Origin of the sequence: Halomicrococcus pelagicus (assembly GCF_051917725.1) — an archaeon.
In the GTDB taxonomy this organism is placed as follows: domain Archaea; phylum Halobacteriota; class Halobacteria; order Halobacteriales; family Haladaptataceae; genus Halomicrococcus.
The window spans coordinates 333,122-355,165 of the sequence record NZ_JBQBLX010000001.1 but is presented as its reverse complement, the minus strand read 5'-3'; the positions used below and the strand labels follow the sequence as shown (position 1 = coordinate 355,165).

Here is a 22,044-nt window from a genome sequence, read left to right as displayed (position 1 = left end):
CGTGCTAGCGCACCATTATAACGGATAGAAGTTACTATGACTGACTTAGGCGGTTTCCAGGACCACGTCGCCCGCGTCGACCTCACGGACGGAGCGGTCGACTACGAGGGCGTCGACGACGAGGACGCGAAGAAGTACATCGGTGCGCGCGGACTCGGAGTGAAGTACGTGTTCGACCAGGGACCGGACGTCGACCCGCTCGGCCCCGACAATCTGCTCGCCTTTATGAACGGACCGTTGACCGGCACGCAGACGGTGATGAGCGGACGCATCGCGGTCTGTACGAAGTCGCCGCTGACGAACACCGTCACGGACAGCCACCACGGCGGCTGGTCGGGCGCGCGACTGAAGTGGGCCGGCTTCGACGGCCTGCTGTTCGAGGGGCAGGCCGACGACCCCGTCTACGCCTTCGTCGAGGACGGTGAGGTCGAACTCCGCGACGCCTCCCACCTCTGGGGCAAGGGCGTCCACGAGACCCGCGACACCATCGAGGAGGAGGTCGAGGGGAGCTACGGCAAGAACCTCTCCATGATGGCGGCCGGGCCGGCGGGCGAGAACGAGGTGCGGTACGCCTGCATCATGAACGAGGACGACCGCGCCAGCGGCCGCGGCGGCACCGGCGCGGTGATGGGGTCGAAGAACCTCAAGGCGGTCGTCGTGAAGTCGACGACGAAGATGCCCCAGCCCGCCGACTCGGAGACGTTCCAGAAGGGCCACAAGCAGGCGATGCAGGCCATCCAGGAGTCGGACGTGACCGCGCCGAACGAGGGCGGCCTCTCGATGTACGGCACGAACGTCCTGATGAACCTCACCGAGGAGATGGACGGGCTACCGACCCGCAACGCCTCGTACACCAGCACGCACAGCGAGGCCGAGTCGGAGCCGGACGAGCCGAACATCGACGCCGAGAACGTCTCCGGCGAGAACGTCCGCGAGAACATCCTCGTCGACGAGCCGACCTGTCACTCCTGCCCCGTGGCGTGCAAGAAGGAGGTCGAGGTCGACGTCCACCACAAGGGCGAGGACATGAACGTCCGGATGGAGTCCTACGAGTACGAGTCGGCGTGGGCGCTCGGTCCGAACTCGATGAACGACGACCGCGACAAGATAGCGGCGATGATCGACCGCTGTAACGACGTGGGCATCGACACCATCGACGTGGGCAACACGATGGCGATGGCGATGGAGGCCACCGAGGAAGGGTACCTCGACGAGGGTCTCGACTGGGGCGACGCCGACACGATGCTCGACATGATAGAGCGCATCGCCCACCGCGAGGACGAACTCGCGGACCTGCTCGCGGAGGGCGCGGGACGGGCCGCCGCGGAACTGGGCGACCCCGAGATGTCGCTGGACGTGAAAGGCCAGACGATGGCCGCCTACGACCCCCGCAGCATGAAGGGGATGGCCATCGGGTACGCGACGAGCAACCGCGGGGCCTGCCATCTCCGGGGCTACACGCCGTCCGCGGAGATTCTCGGCATCCCGGAGAAGGTCGAACCGACCGAGTGGGAGGGGAAGGGCGAACTCTGTGCCACCTTCCAGGACCTCCACGCCATCTCGGACAGCTTCGACATCTGCAAGTTCAACGCCTTCGCGGAGGGCATCGAGGAGTACGTCCTGCAGTTCAACGGCATGACCGGCCTCGACTGGTCCGAGGACGACATGCTGACGGCCGGCGAACGCATCTACAACCTCGAACGCTACTACAACAACCTCGCTGGCTTCGACGGGAGCGACGACGACCTGCCCGCCCGGTTCGTCGAGGGAAGCCCCGAGGCCATCCCCGGGAAGGGTGGCTCGGAGGGCGAACTCGTCGAACTCGCGGAGCTGAAAGACGAGTACTACTCGGCCCGCGGCTGGGAGGACGGCGTCGTCCCCGACGAGAAACTGGACGAACTCGGCATCGACGTGGGACCGGGGACCGGCGTCGGCGGCGGCGGTGCCGCGGCCTCCGGCGACGACTGAAACGACCGGCGGACGCTCTCGTCCCGTCCGTCGCGGCGCGCGCGACGGTCGCGGCGGTCCTGACCCGGCCGATTCGCCGCGACGGACCGTTGTATTCTCTCCTCTTCGTCTGGAACGATGTCGGACGATGTTCGGCGATAATTCGTGTGCGAGCGCGATTCTCTCGGCGCATGGCAACACCTGCCGCATCGAAAGATACTAAGTTAGGATGCCGAAGGGACCGGTGGCATGACCGACCCCTCCGACGCGGACCCTCGGTTCGAGACGCTGGCGGTGACCCACGGCGAGCAACCGTCGCACGACGAGCGGGCGGGCGACGTGACGATGCCCGTCCACCTCTCGTCGACGTACGAGGTGCCCGGCATCGACCCCGACACCGCCCTCGAGGACCTCGACCCCGAGGACAACGAGTACCTCTACTCGCGGCTGGCAAACCCGACGCGCCACGCCCTTGAGAAGCGACTGGCGGCACTGGAGGGCGGCGACCACGCCATGACCTTCGCCTCCGGCACGTCGGCCATCGTCGCGACGGTCACGGCGACCGTCGAACCCGGCGACCACGTCGTCGCGTTCGACGACCTCTACGGCGGGACGAACACCATGCTGAAGGAACTGTTCCGGGACCGCCTCGATGTGGCGGTCGACTTCGTCGACGCCCGCGACCCGGAGAACGTCGCCGACGCCGTCCGCGAGGAGACGGAACTCGTCTGGATGGAGACGCCGACGAACCCCCTGCTCCGGCTCTGTGACATCGAGGCCATCGCCTCGATTGCGGCGTCCGCCGACGCCCGCCTCGGCGTGGACAACACCTTCCTCTCGCCGTACTTCCAGCGCCCGCTCGACCTCGGCGCGGACGTGGTCGTCCACAGCACGACGAAGTACCTCAACGGACACAGCGACTCGCTGGGCGGCGTCGCCGTCACGGACGACGACGACCTCGCGAACGAGATCGGGTTCCTCCAGCAGGTCGGGATGGGGAACGTGCTCGCGCCGTTCGACGCCTTCCTCACGCTGCGCGGCCTGAAGACGCTGCCGCTGCGCATGCGACAGCACGAGACCAACGCCGCCGAAATCGCCGCGTTCCTCGACGAACACGACCGCGTCGAGACGGTGTACTACCCGGGGCTCGAATCGCACCCCCAGCGCGACCTCGCGAGGCGGCAGATGGACGGCGCGGGCGGCGTGCTGTCGTTCGAACTCGCGGGCGACCTCGCCGACGTCGAGCGGTTCGTCGCGGAACTGGAGGCGTTCGAACTGGCGGTCAGTCTCGGCGGCGTCGAGTCGCTGATAGAGCACCCCGCGAGCATGACGCACTCGCCGCTGTCGCCCGAGGAGCGCGCGGAACTCGGCATCACCGACTCGCTGCTCCGGGTGTCGGCCGGCGTCGAACACCCCCGCGACCTCATCGCGGACCTGGACGCCGCCCTGGAGGCGCTCGACCGAGGCGCGCGACGCGCCTCTCGATAGAGGGGTGGGAGGCGAAAGCGCCGAGATGCCGCCCCGGTCCCGCGAGCACGAGTTTGCGGTCGGCCAGTTCCGAGAGCGCGCCGGCCAGCGCGCTGGCCCCGGCGCGGTCGGCCGCCCAGCGGTCCGCGTCGTACTCCGTCCACCGGACGACCCGGAACAGCGCGACGGCGGCCGGCAGCGAGAGGACGAGGACCGCGGCGAACGCGCCGTCGACGTGAAACTCGACCGCCGCGACGAGCGGGACGAGCAGACACATCGGTAGCACGACCCGGAGCGCGACGTGTCCTCGCCGGTGGTGGGCGAGTTCGTGGGCGAGCACGGCCCGCCGCTCAGCGGGACCGAGCACGTCGAACAGCGATTCCGCGAGGAAGACGTAGCGAGCGCCGGGAGCGACGCCCGCCGCGAACGCCACGCCGACCCGGGTGGCGTCCGGGACGACGCGAACGCGCACGTCGTCGGGCAGGTCGGCGAGCGACGCGCACTCGCCGGGCGTCGGCGGGCGAGCGCGCAGCACGTACGAGAGCAGGACGGGCATCCCGGCGGCACCCGCGACGGCGACGGCGAGTGCGGCGACCACCCTGCCCCACCCGGCGGGCGCGACCCAGACGACGACCGCGGCGACCCCGACCGCGAGCGGCATCGCCGGGACGCGGGCGAGGAACCAGCGAACCACGTCCGAACGGGTCGCGTCCACCGGCCGCACCTCGCGCCGGTACGGATGAACGGCGAGGTCGACCGCGATCACGACCAGCAGGACGGGACCGAGGAAGACGACGCAGGCGACGAGCACCGCGCCGTAGGCGGTGCCGGCGATGCCCGCGGGGAGCGTTCCCGCGACGAACGGCGTGACTCCCGAGAGTTCCGAGACGACGACCGCTCCGCTCCCGCCGACGAGGCTGCCGGCGCGCCGGAGCGTTCGCAGGCGCGCCGCCGTCCGTACCCGTGACGCCTGCGTCCGGGCGACGCGAGCCGCCAGCGCGCCGGCGAGGCCGTAGCTCGCCAGCGCGAGCGTCGCGTGGGCGAGAACCGTGACGACGGCGGAGTACACGCCCGCTCCGTCTCACGCCCGGGGATTCAATCTACCGCTCCGGCGCGTCGGAGCCATCCCGTCGGCCCACCACGACGGCCGTCCGCAACTCCAGCGCCGACGCGAACTCCTCGCGTCGGTCCTCTCGACTGCCGAGACGCAGCAGTTGCTCCTCGTGCGCCCGGCGGACGGCGTCGCGTTCCCGTCGGCCGAAGTCCAGACGGTCGCCGACCGTCCGCCAGTGGTCGTCCGGGACGAGGAAGACGGCGCGCTCGCCGTCCTCGTGGACGCACTCGAACCGGCGGCGGACGGCGTCCAGGCGCGGGCCGAGGTCGGCCTGTACGCGTTCGAGCAGGTCGGGAATCCGTTCGAGCGGGACGCTGGCCTTGGCGCCCGCCAGGAGGACGACCTGCCCGTCGACGGGGTGGGGGTCGCCCGTCACGTCCCGTCACCCCCCGGCGCGCATCGCCTTCTGCGAGAACTCCTCGACCAGCGGGTCGAGAGCGTCCTCGTCGCCCTCGAAGACGACCGTCACCTCCGTCAGTTCCACGCTCGGTCCGATGTTCACTTTCTCGGCGGACAGCGACGCCCGCCAGTCGTCGCCCTCGACGTCGCCGTCGTCCCGCACCTCGCCGCCCAGATTCTCCAGGTAGTTCCGGGCGAGTCGCTTCGAGATGCCGCGGAAGGACTTCTCGCGGCGCATCTACCCACCCGCGACCGGCGGGAACACGGAGAGGGTGTCGCCGTCCGAGAGCGACGTCTCCGGGCCCTCGATGTGGACCACGTCGGTCCCGTTTTTCATGATGCTCAACTGGTCGCGCATCTCGCCGTCCTCGAAGAGGTCGAGGTCGTACTCCTCGACCAGCGATTCGAGGACGTCCCCGACGGTGGCGTCGTCGGGGTACTCCCGTTCCAGCGTCTTCTGACCGACGGCCTCGCGGAAGTTGGCGAAGAACCGCAGCGTCAGGTCCATACCGACTCCTCGGACGCCGGCGACATAAATCCCGGTCGGTGGCATCCCGCCACCGTGACAGCGTTTCGTCTTCCCGGCGGTCGTTCGGGCCCGCTATCGCCGCAACCCCTCATAAAAGGCGGCGCATCGAAGCTCAAGCTTTCTCCCTCCCGAGTTCCAGGGAGGGAACGAGAAGATGGCTCACAGAAACGACACACCGTTGCCGCCGACCGAGGACTTCTGGAAGGGGTTCGTCGTCACCGGCGTCGTCTCGCTCGGGTTCTGGGTGCTCGTCCTCGCCGCCGTCTGACGCCCGCGGCCCTCACGGCCGCCGCGCGAGCGCACCGGCGACGCCGCCGGCGGTCACGAGTGCGACGACTGTTGCCGCGAGGAGACCGGGGCCGCCGGCGTCCGCGACGAGAATCGCCCGGACGGCCGCCAGCGGCCGCGTCGCCACGGCGACAGCGCCGACCCCCGTCAGGACCAGCGTTCCGGCGACCGCCAGCGCGCCGTGAAGCGCGCCGCGGCGTCGGTCTCCTCCCGTGCGAGTAGCGTCGCCCGTGCCGGCGTAGCGTCCCGCGACGTACCCGCCGAGCGGGATGGCCAGCGTGCTGGCGAGCGCCGCGACGTCGGTGAGTCCCGGGAGCGGCAGCAGCGACAGCAGCGCAGCGGCGAGTTTCGCGCCGAGGGCGGGAACGAGACCGACGGCCACAGCGCCGGCGTCGAGACCGCGCGTCGGCGGCCGAGCCGCCCGCTCGGTCTTCGCGCGGCGGACGCGCGAGAGCGGTGCGTCGTCCTCGGCGTCCGGCGGGTCCTCGGTCGGTCCCCCGTCGCTCATTTGCCGGGGCGGATGCCGTCGCTGACGAGGCGGGCGTGGCGCTCGCGGTCGACGCGCTCGGCCAGCTCCTCGTGGTCGTACAGCTGGCGAACGAGCGACCCCATCAGGTCGCGCCACGCCATCGCGTAGATGGGCGACTGTCCCCAGGCGCGTAGCTCCGCGACGAAGTCGTCGTACTGCTCCCAGCGCTCCTCGAATCGCTCCAGCACGTCCACGACGGCGCTGGCGACCTCCTCGTCGCCGTCGGTCTCCTCGCGGAGGCGGTTCAGTCGAGCCTCCCAGCCCTCGACCGCCCGCCGCATGTCCTGTTCGGCGTCCCCGCCGTCTTCGGGAAGCGACTCGACGATGGTCTCGGGTACGAAGAGCGTTATCTCGTCCATGGCGTGGCGTTGGGCGTTATGGTTCAAAAACTCTCGCCCGGAAACGGACGCCGTTCGTCGCGCCAGGGAGCGCTGACGGTGCGGGCCGGGACCGTTCGGACGACTCGCGTCTCGCCGGCGTGCGAGGGCGAACTACTCCTCGTAGGCGAGGTTCATCATCCACTGCGAGAAGGCGTCGCTCTCGGGGTCTATCTCCTCCTCGCCGATGAACGGCGAGAGCATGTCGCCCGCCATGAGGAGCGAAAAGTCGAGGTCGCGAGCGGCGGGCGTTATGTAGTACGTGTTGTGGCCCTGGTAGACGGTCTCCTCGCGCTGGACCATCTCCTTCTCGACGAGCGACTCGATGATTCGACTCCCCTTCCGCGAGGAGACGTCCATCTCCTTCCAGAAGTCGCTCTGGTGGATGCCGCCCGTCTCGCGCACGAGTTCCAGACCCCTGCGTTCGTCCTCGGTGAGGTCCTCCTCGGACGTAGCCGTGCTCATATCCTATACAGGTATCGGCGGCGGTTTAAAGCTGACCTTCCGCGGCGTCGCGATACGCCGTCTCGCAGGGCGGCCCGTCGGCGAACTCGTAGGTCGCCCCGCCGTCGGCCCGGAGGACGACGATGGACGAGGACCGCGTGCCGTAGCCGTCGCCGTGGACGCACGCGCCGACGTCGTGGTCGGCGAGCACGTCCTTGGCGTGGGCCATCCACTCGTCGAGACTCTCGTCGTGGTCCAACCCGCCGCGGTGAGGGTGAACCGCCTCGCGGATGCGCTCGGCCTTCGACGCGGCGTCGTTCAGGCCGTCGTTGACGACGACGTGGACGCCGGGGTCGAGGTGCCTCGTCCGGAGGACGCCGTCCCACTCCATCACGGTCGCGGCGTCGGCGTCGGCGACGAAGAGGTTGAACCCCGCGTACTCGCGGTCGGCCAGTTCGTTCTCGACGTACCGGACCGCCTCGTCCGCCGACGCGCGGGCGAGCGCCGACCGGACCAGCAGCCCCCGCGAGCGCACACCGTCGAGGTCGGTCCGGCGGTTCGTGACGCCGACGAACAGGCCCTCCTCGTTGTAACCGATCCACGTCCCGCCCGCCTCCTCGTCCTGGGGTGCGACGACGGTCGGACTCCGGTCGATGACGGCGGGCGGACGCGCGGGTCGCGAGAGCGCTTCGTCACGGTTCGCGGCCGCGACGACCGGCGCATCGTCGAACACCTGCCACGCGACGATGAGTGTACACACGAGTTCAGATAGGGTCGCCGACGGTTAAAGTGGTTCGTCGGTCGGCGGACTCCGCGCCCCAGGCACCGACTCGGCGGCCCGCGCCGGGACCGGCGGACGCCCCCGCCGAGGCTAGTCCAGTTTCTCCAGCGCCTTGTAGAAGTCCGCCGAGGGGCCGGCGATGCGGGCCGGTTCCGGTGTGAGCGAGACGCTGACCGTCTCGGGAACCGCGACCTGCCTGCGGGTGGCGTCGCTGCTGACGACCGCGTACGGAGTCTCCGAGACGTGAATCTCGATGTCCTCGTCGAGGTCGACGACCAGCGGCGGCATGGGGTCGGTCGCGCACATCTGATTTATCACCAGGCCGTCTACGTCGGGGTTGACCAGCGGTCCGTCCTCGCTCAGGTTGTACGCCGTGCTCCCGGTCGGCGTCGAGACGAGCACGCCGTCGGCGTGGCCGGCGTCGTACGTGGTGTCGCCGACGCGAATCTCGAACTCGCCGCCCTGACCGTGGCCGCGCTGTGCGCCCTGCACGGATATCTCGTTCAGCGCCGGATGCGTCGACCAGTCGCCGTCTCCCGAGGCGACGAGCCGGGGGGCCTTGCGGGAGGGAATCGCACCCGTCTCGCGGTACGTCGCCACCTCCGAGCACACCTCCTCGACCGCTTCGTCGGGCCTGACGGCGTTCAGGAACCCCACCTCGCCGAGGTTGACGCCGAGGATGGGCGTGCTGCCGGCGCCGCGGGCCGCGAACAGGAAGGTGCCGTCGCCGCCGATGCTCACCACGAGGTTGCACTCCGTCATCCGGTCCACGTCGACGCCGGTGGCGTCGATCTGCTCCGCGGTCGATTCGTCGACCCAGATGTCGACGTCTTCCGCCTCCAGCGTCTCGCGGAGGCGCGAGGCGAGGTCGGCGGCCCTGTCGTTCCCCCGCTGGGCGACGATTCCGACGTGCATCACGTCGCAGTTCTCCCCCGCGACCCAAAAACCCGCCGACGACCGCTCGTCGTTCGGGCGCGACCGCCACGATGCCCGACCGCGACCGGCCGCCATCAACGCCCTTAACGCGACCAGGCGACTAGCGGGACCGAATGACTGCCGCCATCGAAACCGAGGATCTGCGGAAGCGTTACGACGACGTGCAGGCGCTGGACGGCGTCACGCTCTCGATTCCGGCGGGGAGCTTCTTCGGACTGCTAGGGCCGAACGGCGCGGGCAAGACGACGTTCATCAACATCCTCGTCGGCCTCGTTCGGCGGAGCGGAGGCCGCGCCGAGGTGTTCGGTCACGACGTCGAAGACGACTACCAGCAGGCCCGCGACCTCATCGGTCTCGCGCCCCAGGAGTTCAACGTCGACCGATTCTTCCCCATCCGGGAGGTGCTCCAGCACAAGGCCGGCTATCACGGCATCCCCGAGGAGGAGGCCGGCGAGCGCGCCGACGAGGTCCTGCGGCGGGTCGGCATCTACGAGAAGCGGAACACGCGCTTCGACTGGCTCTCCGGCGGGATGAAGCGGCGGTTCATGCTCGCGCGGGCGCTCATCACCGACCCGGACCTGCTCATCCTCGACGAACCCACCGCGGGCGTGGACGTGCAACTGCGCCACGACCTCTGGGACCTCATCACCGAACTGAACGAGGGTGGGACGACCGTCCTGCTGACCACCCACTACATCGAGGAGGCCGAGCGCCTCTGCGACGAGGTAGCCATCCTCGACTCGGGCAACCTGCTGACGGTCGCCACCCCCGAGGACCTCATGGAGCGCGGGCCGGACCGCATCACGGTCACGCTGCGCGACCCGCCGGCGACCGCGCCCGACCTCGACGCGCTCGCCGCGACCGCGAGCGACGACCACGACGTCGAGTCGGTCGAACTGGACGGCGACCGCCTCGTCGTCACCGCGCGCCAGGGCGGACTGGTCGCGCCGGACCTCGTGCGCGACCTCGACCGCGCCGGCCACGAGATAGTCGACCTCGACATCTCGCGCACGTCGCTCGAGGAGGTGTTCGTGGAGATGACTCGCGAGGACGACGCGACGATAGCGGGAGACGACGAGGCCGACGAGCGGGCGACCGAAGCGGCCACCGTCGCCAGCGACGGAGGTGAGCGTCGATGAGTCTCGTCTCGGGGCTGACGGGGTTCAAGACGCTGACGAAGCGCGAGATACTGCGATTCCTGCGTCGGCCGCGGAACACGTTCGTCCCGCCGTTCGTGACGAACGTGCTCTACTTCTCCGTGTTCGGCGTCATCCTCGGCGGGCGCGTCGGGAGCGTACGGGCTGGCGGCCAGTCGATTCCCTACATCCTCTACATCCTGCCCGGACTGGTCGTCCTCGGAGCCATCGCGAACGCCTTCGAGAACTCCTCGTTCTCCATCTTCCACGGTCGCTGGAACGAGTACATCGAGGAGGCGCTCACGTCGCCGATGTCGTACTCGCGGATGGTCGCCGCCTACATCGTCTCCGGCGCGACCCGGGGACTGCTCGTCGGCGCGCTCATCGCCGTCGTCGGCGCGTTCTTCACGCACGTCGACCTCGCCAGTGTCCAGCCGTTCTACCTCGTGGCGTTCGCGCTGGTCATCACCGTGCTGTTCTCGAGCATCGGCGTCGTCGGCGGGCTTTGGGCGGACGACTGGGACAACCTGACGATGATGAACCAGTTCATCGTCCGCCCGCTCGTCTTCTTCGGCGGCGTGTTCTACTCCATCCGGGAACTCCCCTCGCCGTACCAGGAGCTCTCGCTGCTCAACCCGATGGTGTACATGGTCAACGGCGTCCGGTACGGCTTCCTCGGCGTCTCCGAGGTCGACCCGACGGTGTCGCTCGCCGTGCTGTCGGCGATGACCGTCGCCGTCGTCGCGCTCGACGTGGCCCTGTTCCGGCGCGGGTACGGCCTGACGGACTGATACCCCGCACTCGACCGCGACCGCGACCGCGACCGGTGTCCCTTTCTCGCGACGCCGCCAACGCCCGCACATGCCAGCCGAAGACGACCCGGACGCGGTCGACGACGCGACCGCCCCGGACGACTCGCTCGCGTGGGAGACGCTCGACGCCGAGGTGGTCTACTCCTGCCCCGGCTTCGACGTGGTGAACGAAGACGTGCGGATGGCCGACGGCGCGGAGACGGAGTTCGACTACCTCTCCGAACCCGAGAGCGTCGTCGTCCTCCCGTTCACGTCGGACGGCGACGTGGTGGTCATCGAGGAGTGGCGACAGGCCGTCTCGCGGGTCTCGCGCGGCCTACCGGTCGGCGGCGTCGAACCGGACGACGAGCACCTGGACGCGGCGGCCCGCCGCGAACTCGCCGAGGAGACGGGGTACGAGGCCGAGACCGTCGACCACCTCACCACCGTCGAGCCCGCCAACGGCATCGCGGACTCGGTCCTGCACTACTTCGTCGCCCGGGGCTGCACGCCGACGGCCGAACAGGAACTGGACCACAACGAGAGCATCCGACCGGAGACGACGACGTTCGACGCGCTTCGCGACGCGGTCGCCGACGACGAGGTTCGAGACGGCCGGACCGTACTCGCGGTGCTCTACTACGACGCGTTCGGGCCGGACGAGTGACGGAGTCCGCCCATCGGCGACGAATCGACCGCTCCGGCGGGGATTCGGTGCCGTTCTCTCGCAACTCGACTCGTTGACCCGGAGTCGCGGAGATCGCCGTTCGCGACGACCACGAGCGGCCGCTGCAGTCCAGGCTCCGTCCCCAAAGCGTGCGACGGTTCACCACTATCACGGCGCAGAGTGGTTTCCGGGCTGTCACCAGCGCTCAGGGCAGATTCCGGATGATGCGACTTTAATGGCTCTCACGCGAAACGTTCGGTAATGGCTGCACCGACCGGAATCACGACGGGGCTCATCAACCTGCTCGAAGTTTTCATCATCGCAGCGGCTGTGGGCGTGTTCGTCGCGAAAATCGGCCGGTTCCCCTACACCATCGCGTTGTTGCTCGCCGGACTGGGCGTCTCGATTCTCGACATCCACATCGACATCGCGCTCTCCCACGACCTCATCCTGCTCGTGCTGTTACCGCCGCTGCTGTTCGAGGGCGCGGCGACGACCGACCTCGAGAGCTTCCGGGAGAACCTCGGACCGGTGATAACGCTGGCCGTTCCGGGGCTGATACTGTCCATCCTCCTGTTGGGGTGGCTTGGGAGCTACGCCTTCGGCTACCCGCTCTTGCTCTCGCTGCTGTTCGCGTCGATGGTCCTCCCGACCGACCCCGTCTCGGTGCTGGCGCTGTTCGAGGAACTCGGCGCGCCAGAGCGCCTCGCCACCCTCGTCGAGGGCGAGAGCCTCATCAACGACGGCGTCGGCGTCGTCGTCTTCTCGACGCTCTTCGTGCTGATAACGGAGACCGACCCCTCCACCGACCTCGGCGAACTGGCGACGCTGGGGACCGTCGGGGACGCGACGGTCGAGATCGTGGTCGCCAGCGTCGGCGGTATGCTCGTCGGACTCGCCGCGGGATACGTCGTCTACCGCGTGATGGTCAACCTCGACGAGCACATGACCGAGATAGTGCTGACGCTCATCCTCGCCTACGGCAGCTTCATGCTCGCCGAACACTACCTGCACGTCAGCGGCGTCATCGCGACGGTCACCGCGGGGATGTTCATCGGCAACCGCGGCGCGGAGTACGCGATGAGTCCGCAGACGAAGATATCGGTGTTCAACACCTGGGACACTGCGGCCTTCCTCGTCAACACTCTCATCTTCGTCCTCATCGGCGCGAAGACGCCCATCGCCCAGATGATAGACAACTGGCAGCTCATCCTCGTCGCCATCGTCCTGACGGTCGTCGTTCGCGCCGTCATCGTCTACCCGTCGACGGCGCTCGCGAACTACTTCGACGGCCGCAAGGTGCCGCTGGAGTACCAGCACGTGATGGTCTGGGGCGGCCTGCACGCCTCCATCCCCATCGCGCTCGTGCTGGGACTCCCGAGCGACTTCCCCCGGGAGACGGAACTGCGTTCGATGGTGTTCGGCGTCGCCGCCTTCAGCCTCGTCGTCCAGGGCCTCACGATGGGGAACCTGCTCGACCGGCTCGGAATCGTCACCCGGTCGGAGGCCGAAGAGCTGTACGAACTGCTCACCGGTCGCGCCCGCGCAGTCGACTCCGCGCTGGAGGCCGCCGAGCGCCTGCACGACCAGGGCGACCTCCCACCCGACGTGTACGAGGACTTCCGGGGCGAGTACGAGCGCGAGAAAGAGGACCTCAACGACACCATCTCCCAGCTCCTCCGGGAGAACCCCGAGATACGCCACGAGGAGCTCCTCGTCGGCGAGCGTCGCGTCCTCAAACAGGAGAAGAGCGCCATCATGGACGCGATGCGGTCCGGCGTCATCAGCGACGACGTCGGCGAACGCCTGATCGAGGAGGTGAACATGAAACTCGACCGCATCGAGGTGGGCGAGAGCACGGTCCGCGAGGACCCCGACCACGAGGGGTACGAGGAGTTCTGGCGCACGCGCGCCGCCGAGTACGGTCTGGAGACGAGACCGGCGGCCGACGACTGAGCCGAACCTTCAAGTACGGGGACGGAACCACTCCGGCACGGCCGACGCGTCGAACGCACCAGTCGGTCCGACAATCCATGAGCTGTAACAACTGCGGACACGCCGGATCGTTCGTCCTGCTGGTCGACCTCGCGGCGCTCGTCACGCTCGACGCTCCCGCGAACTCGGGGGCATCCCCGGACGCGGAGCCCGACGACCGCTGCCGGCAACGGGAGTGGTCGCTGACGGCCCGGTGTCCGGCCTGTGACAGCACCGACGTCGCGGTCGACGCGACGACGCTGCTGTCTCGGGCCGCGGCGACGCGGTCGTAGGCGTCGGGCGCGCCGTCGCCAGCCACCGTCGTTCACCCGCGAGACCGCGTCAGAAGCCGCAGACGAGCGAGTTGTCCATCTAGACTATATCGTCGGAATAGCTAAGAATGTCTAATAATGCCGAATCACGAGTGGACGATACATGGCAGAGCAGATACTCGGTACGACGACGGTGACCCAGCGGTGGCGGATCAGCCTGATCAAGGCCGTCCGCGAGGAGTTCGCCGCGGACGACCAGGAAGTAGAGGAGGGCGACCGCCTCGTCTTCAAGAAGCGCGACGGCGACATCATCGTCGAGCCGGCCTGACCGGAACGATGGGAGGCCAGCTCGCCGAGAAAACAAAGCATTACTTGTCCCGCTCCGGAGGGTGAGGTATGGCCCTTCGGAAACCGCCGTTGCGGGACCACCACGACGAGCGGGGCGCGACCTTCACGGAGTTCGGCGGGTGGGACATGCCCGTCGAGTTCGACTCCATCACGGAGGAACACCGCAGCGTCCGGGAGGACGTCGGCATCTTCGACGTCTCCCACATGGGCGAGATAGCGGTGCGTGGCCCCGACGCCGAGGAGTTGATGCAGCGGCTGACGACCAACGACGTGACCGAACTCGGGGTAGGCGACTCCCAGTACGCGATGATAACCGACGAGGACGGCGTCGTCCTCGACGACACCGTCGTCTACCGCTTGCCCGACGCGGACGAAGTCGAGTCGACCGGCACTCGGACGCCGAGCGACGACGGCGCGGAGTTCCTCTTCGTCCCGAACGCGGGTCACGACGAGGAGATGCATCGGCGCTGGACGTCGTTCCGGGACGAGTGGGACTTAGACGCCGAGGTCCACGACCTCACCGACGACTACGCGATGTTCGCCGTCCAGGGGCCGGAGGCGGCCGACGCGCTGGACGACGCGGCCGACGACGGAGTCGTCGACATCTCGAAGTTCGAGGCCCGCTACGCCTCCGTCGCGGGCGTCACCTGCTGGGTCGCCCGGACGGGCTACACCGGCGAGGACGGGTTCGAGCTAATCCTGTCGTCGGACGAAGCCGAAACCGTCTGGGAAGCTATCGAGGCCCAGCCCTGCGGACTCGGCTCGCGCGACACGCTCCGCATCGAGATGGGATTCCTGCTGTCCGGGCAGGACTTCGACCCCGAGGAGAACCCGCGCGACCCCTACGAGGCGAACGTCGGATTCACCGTGAAACTCGACACGGAGTTCGTCGGCCGGGACGCGCTCGAAGTGTCCAAGGAAAACGGCGTCGAGGAGACGCTCGTCGGCCTCCGGCTCATCGACCGGGGCGTGCCGCGCCACGGCTACGACATCACCGACACGGACGACACCATCATCGGCGAAGTGACGAGCGGAACGATGAGTCCGACGCTGTCCGAACCCGTCGCGCTGGGCTACGTTCCCGTGGAGTACGCCGACCCCGGCACGGTCGTCAGGGTCGTCGTTCGCGGCCAGTCGAAAAAGGCAAAGATTGAGAGCACGCCGTTCCTCAAGGACAAACAATGAGCTTCGAAGTACCCGAGGACCGCAAGTATCTGGAATCGCACGAGTGGGTCGAACAGAGCGACGACACCGCCAAGATAGGCATCAGCGACTTCGCGCAGGACGAACTCGGCGACGTCGTCTTCGTCGAACTGCCGGACGAGGGCGACGACGTGACGCAGGGCGATGAGTTCGGCGTCGTCGAGTCCATCAAGGCCGTCTCGGACCTGTACTCCCCCGTCTCGGGCAGCGTCACGGCGGTCAACGACGCGCTGGAGAACGAACCGGAACTGGTCAACGACGACCCGTTCGGTGACGGCTGGATGATGGAGGTCGAACTCGACGACGCGGGAGAACTCGACGACCTGCTCTCGGCCGAGGAGTACCGCGAGCAGATCGAATGAGCGGACGAGAGAGCAGTGCGGGCAGCCCGTACGCCCCGCACACGGCGACGGAGACGGCGGCGATGCTGGACGCCGTCGGCGCGGACTCGGTCGAGGAGCTGTTCGACATCCCCCGGCCGGTCCAGTTCGACGGCGAGTTCGGCATCGAACGGCGCACGGAAGCGCAGGCGAGGCGCGAACTCCGGACGATGCTCGGCAAGAACCGCGACCTCACCGAGTTCCTCGGTCGCGGCCACTACGACCACTACGTCCCCTCGCTGGTCGACCACCTCTCGCTGCGCTCGGAGTTTCTCACCTCCTACACGCAGTACCAGCCCGAGGTGACCCAGGGATTCCTGCAGGCCCTGTTCGAGTACCAGTCGATGCTGGTCGAGCTGACGGGCCTGGAGATAGTCAACGCCTCGATGTACGACCACGCGACGGCGCTGGCGGAGGCGGCGCTGCTCGCCGCGCGCGTCCGCGAGACCAGCGGTGACCGCGTGCTGGTCCCCGACTACCTGCTCGACGACCGCCGGAGCGTCCTCGAGAACTACGCCGCCGGTCCCGGCCTGGAGGTAGAGACGTACGGGACCGACGACGGCAACGTCGACGTGGACGCGCTGGCGGCGGCGCTGGACGAAGACTGCGTGATGGTGTACGCCGAGAACCCGACGACGCGCGGGACCATCGAGGAACACCTCGACGCGGTCGGGGACCTCGCGCACGACCACGGCGCGCTGTTCTGTCTCGGCTCCGACCCCGTGGCGCTGTCGCTGCTCCAGGAGCCCGCGGCGGTGGGCGCCGACGTGGTCGTCGGCGACGCCGCGACGCTGGGGCTGCCGACGAGCTACGGCATGGGACTCGGCCTGTTCGCCACGCGCGAGGCGTTCGTCCGGCAGGTGCCGGGCCGCCTCGTCGGCGCGGGCGAGGACGGCGACGGCAATCGGGCGTACACGCTGACGCTCCAGACCCGAGAACAGCACATCCGCCGCGAGCGAGCGACGAGCAACATCTGCACGAACCAGGCCTGGGTCGCGCTCCGGGCGGCGATTCACGCCGCCTACCTCGGCCCGTCGGGCCTGCTCGACCTCGCGGAGGACTGCGTGACGCTGGCCCGGGACCTCGCCGATCGCATCGACGACGTGACGGGCGTCCAGGCACCGGTCCACGACCGCCACCACTTCCGCGAGTTCGTCGCCCACACGGACCAGCCCGCGGCACCTATCGTCGAGGACCTCGAATCGAAGGGGTTCGCCGTCCACGACGTCGGCGAACACGAGATACAGGTCTGTGTCACCGACACGAACGAACACGCCGTCGACGAGTTCGTCACCATGCTGGCGGAGGTGGCGCGATGAGGGCTCGCGACGACCACGTCGCGCCCACCGCGGGGTGGTTCGCGTGAAGTACGACCAGGCCAGATGGCAGCGCGAGGACGAGGACCTCTACGAACCGCTGCTGTCGGAGAAAGACGGCGAGACGGTCGACGTCGACGAGTCGCCGCTACCTGACGACCTCACGCGGGACAGCCTCGAACTGCCCGACCTCTCCGAACCCGAACTGGCGCGCCACTACACCCGTCTCTCGCAGATGAACTACGGGGTCGACAGCGGCCCGTACCCCCTCGGGAGCTGTACGATGAAGTACAACCCGAAGTTCACCGAGGACGTGGCGGCGCTGCCCGGCGCGGCCGTCCACCCGGACCGTTCGGAGGCGAGCGTCCAGGGGACGCTGGAGTTGCTGTACGGACTCCAGGACTACCTGGCGCGCATCGGCGGGATGGACGCCGTGAGTCTCCAGCCCCCCGCGGGCGCGGCCGGCGAGTTCACGGGCATCCTCGTCGCGCAGGCGTACCACGAGGCCAACGGCCAGGGCCACCGCGACGAGATACTCGTCCCGGACAGCGCTCACGGCACCAACTTCGCCAGCGCGGCGATGGGCGGCTACGACGTGGTCGAACTCCCCTCGGGTGACGACGGCCGCGTCGACCTCGACGCCCTGGAGGCCGCCGCGAGCGAGGACACGGCGCTCTTCATGCTCACGAACCCGAACACGCTCGGGCTGTTCGAGCGCGACATCGAGGAGATCGCCGCCATCGTCCACGACGCGGGCGGACTGCTGTACTACGACGGGGCGAACCTGAACGCCCTGCTCGGTCGCGCCCGGCCGGGCGACATGGGCTTCGACATCATGCACTACAACGTCCACAAGACGTTCGCCACGCCGCACGGCGGCGGCGGTCCGGGTGCCGGTCCGGTGGGCGTCACCGACGAACTCGCTGCGTTCCTGCCTGCACCTCGCGTGCGGGAGACCGACGAGTCCGCGGAGGGAACGTACGAACGGTTCGACCCGGAGGAGACCATCGGCAAGGTCCACGGGTTCGCCGGCAACTGGCTCGTGCTCGTGAAGGCGTACGCTTACATCGCTCGCCTCGGCGACGAGGGGCTCGCCGACGCCAGCGCGAAGGCGGTGCTCAACGCCAACTACCTCGCCGAGCAGATATCGTACGAGGTGCCCCACGGCCCGTTCCACCACGAGTTCGTCGCCAGCGCGGGCGACCAGGACGCCGCCGACGTGGCGAAGCGGATGCTCGACTACGGCGTCCACCCGCCGACGACGAAGTGGCCGGAGATCGTCCCCGAGGCGCTGATGACCGAGCCGACCGAGGTGGAGAACCGCGAGACGCTCGACCAGCTCGCGGAGGCGTTCGACGCCGTGGCGGGCGAGGACGAGTCCGCGCTGGCCGCCGCGCCGGAGCGCACGACGGCGAAGCGCATCGACCAGGCCAGCGCCGCCCGGAACCTGCGGCTGTCGTGGCACGCGCTCGACGACGAGTAGCCGACGCGGCCGGCGCTTTCGTTCGAACGTCTCGGACGCAGCCGACAGAAACCTTATACTTTTCGTCGCCGCGTTTCGACCACATGGACCGCCGTTCGTTCGCCGCGTCCGCCTGACTCGCCGCCCTGGCTTTCGGCACCGGGTGCGTCGACACCCTCCGGGACGCGTTCGGTCGTCCCCCGCGATTGGGCTGGCTGGCCGTGTCCAACTACAGCCACGAACCGCAGCGATTCCAGATACAGATCGAACGCGCCGGGGAGACGATCCACGATTCGACTCACCGAGTGGAGGGATACCCGGAGACGCGACAGGGCGAAGTGGCAACGATTCCGGGCGACGTGGTCGACTGCACGTGGGAGGACGCTCGCGGCCCGTTTACGCTTCGCGGACGCGTCGGCGATGCCGAGTGGGTCGAACGACCCATCGACGGGGACCGTTCCTCGGACGAAGGGACGGCCGACTGCGTCGTCGCGGACGCCGAATACGGCAGGATTCACTCGGAGAACGTCGTCTTCTCGGTGTCCCCCCGTTGTGGAGAAGTTCCGACGTACGAGGGCGGCTGTTCGTTCGCGAACCCGGACTCGTAGTGCGTACCGGCTCTACGAGGGAAGCGCGACAAACCGCTGGAGAACGACTATCTTCCCGAGCGAATCGAACGGAAAGGGGGACGACTCGTGCGACCAACCTCCGGATTCGGTACTGCCGCCGCCGACGTTCGCTATAGCTCTCGACGGTTTATCCGGGGAGAGCGAGCGCTCCGCTCGTCCGCAAGAGCGCGAAGAAAGGGGTGCTTACGCCGAGGCGGCCGAGTCGATGTCGCCGTCGATGCGGACGATGCCGAAGTCGCACTCGGTACAGCGCCACTTCGTCTTCTCGCCGAGGTGGAGGGTGGTGCTCGCGCTTCGGTAGAACGTCTCGGTGCCGCCACAGCGGGGGCACTCGTGTTCGATCTCGAGGCTCATGCCCCGAACTCCGAGCGTGTCGAAGTTCAAGCTACTGGTTTCGAGTCACTCCGCCTCCCTCGCGGCGTCGAGCATCGCCGTCACGTCGACGCGCCGACCCGTCTCGTCCGCCTCGTAGGCGGCCTCCGTGAGCGCGGTCACCTGGAGGCCGTACTCGGCCGGCACCGCGGGGTCGTCCTCGCCCTGGACCGCGTCGACGAAGTTCACCAGCTTCGCCCTCGTGAGCGTCCCGAAGTCCGTGTCGGCCGTGACGGTCGTCACGGCGGTGGTCTGGCCCCCTTCGGCGACGACGAGGCGGTCGTCGGAGTAGCTCACCTGACCGTGAGTCCCCCAGACGACGTACCCCTCGGACGGCGTCATGTCGACGCCGTCTCCGGTGAGGCCCACGCTCGCCGTCGCGGTCCGGTCGCCCGCGTCGAGGGCGACGCCGAGCGCGCTGTTGCAGTCGACGCCCGGTTTCGCGTACTCCATCTCGGCGACGACGGATGTCGGGGTCGTCGCGGTCGTCCAGAGCATGGCGTCGAGCATGTGCGACCCGGTGTCGTACAGCTGGCCGCCGCCGGAGAGGTCGGGGTTCGTGCGCCAGGTCCCTCGCTGGACGTCTATCCAGTCCTGGCCGAGATAACAGTTGACGGTGTGGACGCCGCCGATGCGCCCGCTAGTGACGATGCGCCGGAGTTCCCGAAATCCGGGATGGAAGTGGCGCTGGTAGCCGACCTGGAGGACCCGGTCGCGCTCGTCGACGGCCTCCACGAGGTCGACCGCGTCGTCCACGTCCGTCACCATCGGTTTCTCCAGCAGGACGTCGAGGTCCGCCCGGAGGCAGTCCATCGCCTGCTCGTAGTGCAGGGTGTGCGGCGTGACGATGGTGACGGCATCCAGGGCGTCACCGTGGTCGTCGAGCATGGCCTCGTAGTCGTCGTACGCCGGCGCGTCGTACCCCGTCTCGAACGCCTCCCTGGCCTTCGGGGAGACGTCCGTTCCCGCGACGAGGTCTACGTCTTCTATTTCCGCGTACGCGTCGAGCATCAGATGGCCGAGCCCCCCGAGTCCGATGGCCCCCATTCCGACCATATCCCGTTCACCACCCGGGCCGACATAAGTCACGTGGTACCACGTAGCACTGTGTGCCGGGAACGACCACGCTCGCGGCCGACACGCCGCTGGCTTCCCGAGAGACCGAAAGGCACAGTATCGTCGGAGTAGTATGGTACCGTATGCCAATATGTCCGGGGTGTCACAGCGATGTCCCTTACGAGCGACTCGCGCCGCACGTCCGGAGCTGTCTGTGGATATGGAACGAGCAACCTAACGACGGAGGCAGTACGGACCTGCAGTTCGCACGGCGACTGGAGGAGATAGAGGTCCGACTCGACGAACTCGAATCCGAGCGCCGGTGATTCTCGACGACCGTCAGGGAACGAGCGCGTCGAGCGTCGCGAGTCCGCCGAACTCGAACAGGTAGTAGTACACCTGAGCGACGCCCGCGACGACCAGCAGCGCGCCGGCGACCCGAACGAGCCGTCCGGACCGGGCGGTGAACCGACGCACGAGCGCGTCCCGGCCGAGCGCGGACAGAACGGTGACCGCGACCATCAGCAGACTCATTCCCCCGGCGTACGCGCCGAGGGTGGCGACGGCGGTGACCGGTCCGCCGGCCAGGCCCCTGAGCGCGACGGCGACGAACACCGGTGCCGTACAGCCCGCCGCGGCGACGGCGTAGACGACGCCGAAGAGCACGAATCCGCTCGCCGACCGCCGGCGCTCGGGCAGCGGGAGGTGACGCCAGGAGCCGCGACCGGTGACCATAGCCACGCCGAGCACGACCAGGATGAGGCCGACGCCGAGTTCGAGTATCGCGACGTCTTCGAGAGTGCGCGCACCGAGGGCGACGACGGTACCGACGAGGACGCCGTACACGACGAAGAAGCCGCTACTGGCGAGCAGGCCGACGACCGCCGCCCGGCGCAGTCGCCCGGCGACCCCCACTTCCGGCGACCTCTCGGCGTCGCTCCCGAGGAAGTAGGCGACGTAGCCCGGCAGCAGCGGATACGCGCAGGGCGCGAGGAACGTCACCGCACCGGCCGTGAACGCGAATCCGACGGTCGCGGCGTCCGTCATCCGAGTGCCCGCTCTATCTCGGTCGCGATTCGCTCTTCGCTGGCGAGACCGACGTGCCGCCAGCGTTCGCTACCGTCCGGGCCGACGACGAGCAGCGTCGGGAGTCGGTGCACACCGTACCGTTCGGCCACGCGGAGTTCGGGGTCGAGCGCGACGGGCCACGTTCCGTCGTACTTCCGCCAGAACGACCGTACTGCGGTCCGGTCGCGTTCGTTCGTTATCGAGAGCAGGAAGACGTTCGAGTCGAACCGTTCGCGCACCCGCCGGAGGTGCGCCATCTGGGGTTTGCAGGGCGCACACCAGGTGGCGAAGAAGTCGAGCACCGCGACTCTGCCCGGCGGATGGACCCGGACCGGTTCCCCCGGTGACCCGGCGACCGACAGCGTGTCGACCGACAGCCCCTCGCTTCGGCCTCCGAAACAGCCGGCGAGCGCCGTAACGCCGCTTCCCACCCCGAGCGCGAGGAACCGCCGTCTCCCGAGGCCCATGTCGAACTCTCTGGTTCCGGAGCCGCTTAGCGTCCGGGCCGTCGTGCGAGCGAACTTCACAACCGCCTTCGGACTAAGCCCGTCCGGCCCGG

Annotated in this window: 27 protein-coding genes; 14 read left to right on the top strand and 13 right to left on the bottom strand. The window is 68.6% G+C overall.

Annotated features, from left to right (window positions below; translation table 11 throughout):
- Positions 1–36 precede the first annotated feature (36 nt).
- Positions 37–1,968 (top strand): aldehyde ferredoxin oxidoreductase family protein, encoded by a 1,932-nt coding sequence (locus tag ACTF4R_RS01930; protein ID WP_440005815.1) that lies wholly within the window; start codon positions 37–39, stop codon positions 1,966–1,968.
- Between the two features lie 228 nt (positions 1,969–2,196).
- On the top strand, positions 2,197–3,435 hold the full coding sequence (locus ACTF4R_RS01925) for a trans-sulfuration enzyme family protein (RefSeq protein ID WP_440005813.1): 1,239 nt from the start codon (positions 2,197–2,199) through the stop codon (positions 3,433–3,435).
- On the opposite strand, the gene ACTF4R_RS01920 is transcribed toward ACTF4R_RS01925, so the two are convergent.
- The 9 genes from ACTF4R_RS01920 to ACTF4R_RS01880 all read right to left on the bottom strand — a co-directional run bounded on the left by ACTF4R_RS01920 (position 3,371) and on the right by ACTF4R_RS01880 (position 8,790).
- On the bottom strand, positions 3,371–4,483 hold the full coding sequence (locus ACTF4R_RS01920) for a M48 family metallopeptidase (protein ID WP_440005811.1): 1,113 nt from the start codon (positions 4,481–4,483) through the stop codon (positions 3,371–3,373). The genes ACTF4R_RS01925 and ACTF4R_RS01920 overlap by 65 nt on opposite strands.
- 31 nt (positions 4,484–4,514) lie before the next feature.
- Positions 4,515–4,904, bottom strand: a complete 390-nt coding sequence (locus ACTF4R_RS01915; RefSeq protein ID WP_440005810.1) for a DUF8048 family protein — start codon at positions 4,902–4,904, stop codon at positions 4,515–4,517.
- Positions 4,905–4,910: 6 nt separating this feature from the next.
- Positions 4,911–5,165 (bottom strand): MoaD-like domain-containing protein, encoded by a 255-nt coding sequence (locus ACTF4R_RS01910; RefSeq protein WP_440005808.1) that lies wholly within the window; start codon positions 5,163–5,165, stop codon positions 4,911–4,913.
- Positions 5,166–5,435 carry a ubiquitin-like small modifier protein 1 gene (locus ACTF4R_RS01905; protein ID WP_113275541.1) on the bottom strand — a complete coding sequence of 90 codons (270 nt, stop codon included), beginning with the start codon at positions 5,433–5,435 and terminating at the stop codon, positions 5,166–5,168. It abuts the gene before it with no gap.
- A gap of 301 nt (positions 5,436–5,736) precedes the next feature.
- The gene (locus ACTF4R_RS01900; RefSeq protein ID WP_440005806.1) at positions 5,737–6,252 is read right to left on the bottom strand and encodes a hypothetical protein; all 516 of its coding nucleotides are present in this window, start codon (positions 6,250–6,252) and stop codon (positions 5,737–5,739) included.
- On the bottom strand, positions 6,249–6,632 hold the full coding sequence (locus ACTF4R_RS01895; RefSeq protein ID WP_433623976.1) for a DUF7971 family protein: 384 nt from the start codon (positions 6,630–6,632) through the stop codon (positions 6,249–6,251). The genes ACTF4R_RS01900 and ACTF4R_RS01895 overlap by 4 nt, the downstream gene beginning before the upstream one ends.
- A 132-nt stretch (positions 6,633–6,764) precedes the next feature.
- Positions 6,765–7,115 carry a helix-turn-helix transcriptional regulator gene (locus ACTF4R_RS01890; protein ID WP_113275538.1) on the bottom strand — a complete coding sequence of 117 codons (351 nt, stop codon included), beginning with the start codon at positions 7,113–7,115 and terminating at the stop codon, positions 6,765–6,767.
- Positions 7,116–7,140: 25 nt separating this feature from the next.
- Complete coding sequence (locus tag ACTF4R_RS01885; RefSeq protein WP_440005803.1) at positions 7,141–7,854, bottom strand: NRDE family protein; 714 nt, start codon at positions 7,852–7,854, stop codon at positions 7,141–7,143.
- Between the two features lie 111 nt (positions 7,855–7,965).
- A complete protein-coding gene (locus ACTF4R_RS01880; RefSeq protein ID WP_440005802.1) occupies positions 7,966–8,790 on the bottom strand; it encodes an NAD(+)/NADH kinase in 825 nt (274 codons plus the stop codon).
- A gap of 134 nt (positions 8,791–8,924) precedes the next feature.
- Between ACTF4R_RS01880 and ACTF4R_RS01875 the strand changes: the two genes are divergently transcribed.
- From ACTF4R_RS01875 to ACTF4R_RS01825, 11 genes are all read left to right on the top strand, one after another.
- Complete coding sequence (locus tag ACTF4R_RS01875; protein WP_440005801.1) at positions 8,925–9,950, top strand: ABC transporter ATP-binding protein; 1,026 nt, start codon at positions 8,925–8,927, stop codon at positions 9,948–9,950.
- Positions 9,947–10,738, top strand: a complete 792-nt coding sequence (locus ACTF4R_RS01870; protein ID WP_440005799.1) for an ABC transporter permease — start codon at positions 9,947–9,949, stop codon at positions 10,736–10,738. The genes ACTF4R_RS01875 and ACTF4R_RS01870 overlap by 4 nt, the downstream gene beginning before the upstream one ends.
- A gap of 70 nt (positions 10,739–10,808) precedes the next feature.
- On the top strand, positions 10,809–11,405 hold the full coding sequence (locus ACTF4R_RS01865; protein ID WP_440005798.1) for an NUDIX hydrolase: 597 nt from the start codon (positions 10,809–10,811) through the stop codon (positions 11,403–11,405).
- Positions 11,406–11,666: 261 nt separating this feature from the next.
- Complete coding sequence (locus ACTF4R_RS01860; RefSeq protein WP_440005796.1) at positions 11,667–13,361, top strand: Na+/H+ antiporter; 1,695 nt, start codon at positions 11,667–11,669, stop codon at positions 13,359–13,361.
- A 77-nt stretch (positions 13,362–13,438) separates the two neighbouring features.
- A complete protein-coding gene (locus tag ACTF4R_RS01855; RefSeq protein WP_440005794.1) occupies positions 13,439–13,672 on the top strand; it encodes a hypothetical protein in 234 nt (77 codons plus the stop codon).
- A 142-nt stretch (positions 13,673–13,814) separates the two neighbouring features.
- A complete protein-coding gene (locus ACTF4R_RS01850) occupies positions 13,815–13,979 on the top strand; it encodes a hypothetical protein (RefSeq protein WP_433623959.1) in 165 nt (54 codons plus the stop codon).
- Between the two features lie 68 nt (positions 13,980–14,047).
- Complete coding sequence (gcvT, locus tag ACTF4R_RS01845; protein WP_440005792.1) at positions 14,048–15,184, top strand: glycine cleavage system aminomethyltransferase GcvT; 1,137 nt, start codon at positions 14,048–14,050, stop codon at positions 15,182–15,184.
- Positions 15,181–15,564: a glycine cleavage system protein GcvH gene (gcvH, locus tag ACTF4R_RS01840; protein ID WP_440005791.1), complete on the top strand. Its 384-nt coding sequence runs from the start codon at positions 15,181–15,183 to the stop codon at positions 15,562–15,564. The genes gcvT and gcvH overlap by 4 nt, the downstream gene beginning before the upstream one ends.
- Positions 15,561–16,901, top strand: coding sequence for an aminomethyl-transferring glycine dehydrogenase subunit GcvPA (gene gcvPA, locus ACTF4R_RS01835; protein WP_440005789.1), 1,341 nt, complete (start codon positions 15,561–15,563; stop codon positions 16,899–16,901). Before gcvH ends, gcvPA begins: the two co-directional genes overlap by 4 nt.
- Before the next feature lie 43 nt (positions 16,902–16,944).
- Positions 16,945–18,381: an aminomethyl-transferring glycine dehydrogenase subunit GcvPB gene (gene gcvPB, locus ACTF4R_RS01830; protein WP_440005787.1), complete on the top strand. Its 1,437-nt coding sequence runs from the start codon at positions 16,945–16,947 to the stop codon at positions 18,379–18,381.
- A gap of 200 nt (positions 18,382–18,581) precedes the next feature.
- The gene (locus ACTF4R_RS01825) at positions 18,582–18,968 is read left to right on the top strand and encodes a hypothetical protein (RefSeq protein ID WP_440005785.1); all 387 of its coding nucleotides are present in this window, start codon (positions 18,582–18,584) and stop codon (positions 18,966–18,968) included.
- 204 nt (positions 18,969–19,172) lie between these two features.
- Here the strand turns inward: ACTF4R_RS01825 and ACTF4R_RS01820 are convergent, their stop codons facing one another.
- Positions 19,173–19,343, bottom strand: a complete 171-nt coding sequence (locus tag ACTF4R_RS01820) for a DUF7838 family putative zinc beta-ribbon protein (protein ID WP_433623947.1) — start codon at positions 19,341–19,343, stop codon at positions 19,173–19,175.
- Between the two features lie 45 nt (positions 19,344–19,388).
- On the bottom strand, positions 19,389–20,417 hold the full coding sequence (locus ACTF4R_RS01815) for a Gfo/Idh/MocA family protein (protein WP_440005783.1): 1,029 nt from the start codon (positions 20,415–20,417) through the stop codon (positions 19,389–19,391).
- A 143-nt stretch (positions 20,418–20,560) separates the two neighbouring features.
- Between ACTF4R_RS01815 and ACTF4R_RS01810 the strand changes: the two genes are divergently transcribed.
- The gene (locus tag ACTF4R_RS01810) at positions 20,561–20,743 is read left to right on the top strand and encodes a hypothetical protein (RefSeq protein WP_440005781.1); all 183 of its coding nucleotides are present in this window, start codon (positions 20,561–20,563) and stop codon (positions 20,741–20,743) included.
- Between the two features lie 13 nt (positions 20,744–20,756).
- On the opposite strand, the gene ACTF4R_RS01805 is transcribed toward ACTF4R_RS01810, so the two are convergent.
- Both ACTF4R_RS01805 and ACTF4R_RS01800 read right to left on the bottom strand, forming a co-directional pair.
- A complete protein-coding gene (locus ACTF4R_RS01805; RefSeq protein ID WP_440005779.1) occupies positions 20,757–21,464 on the bottom strand; it encodes a cytochrome c biogenesis CcdA family protein in 708 nt (235 codons plus the stop codon).
- Positions 21,461–21,952: a TlpA family protein disulfide reductase gene (locus tag ACTF4R_RS01800; RefSeq protein ID WP_440005777.1), complete on the bottom strand. Its 492-nt coding sequence runs from the start codon at positions 21,950–21,952 to the stop codon at positions 21,461–21,463. The genes ACTF4R_RS01805 and ACTF4R_RS01800 overlap by 4 nt, the downstream gene beginning before the upstream one ends.
- Positions 21,953–22,044 lie beyond the last annotated feature (92 nt).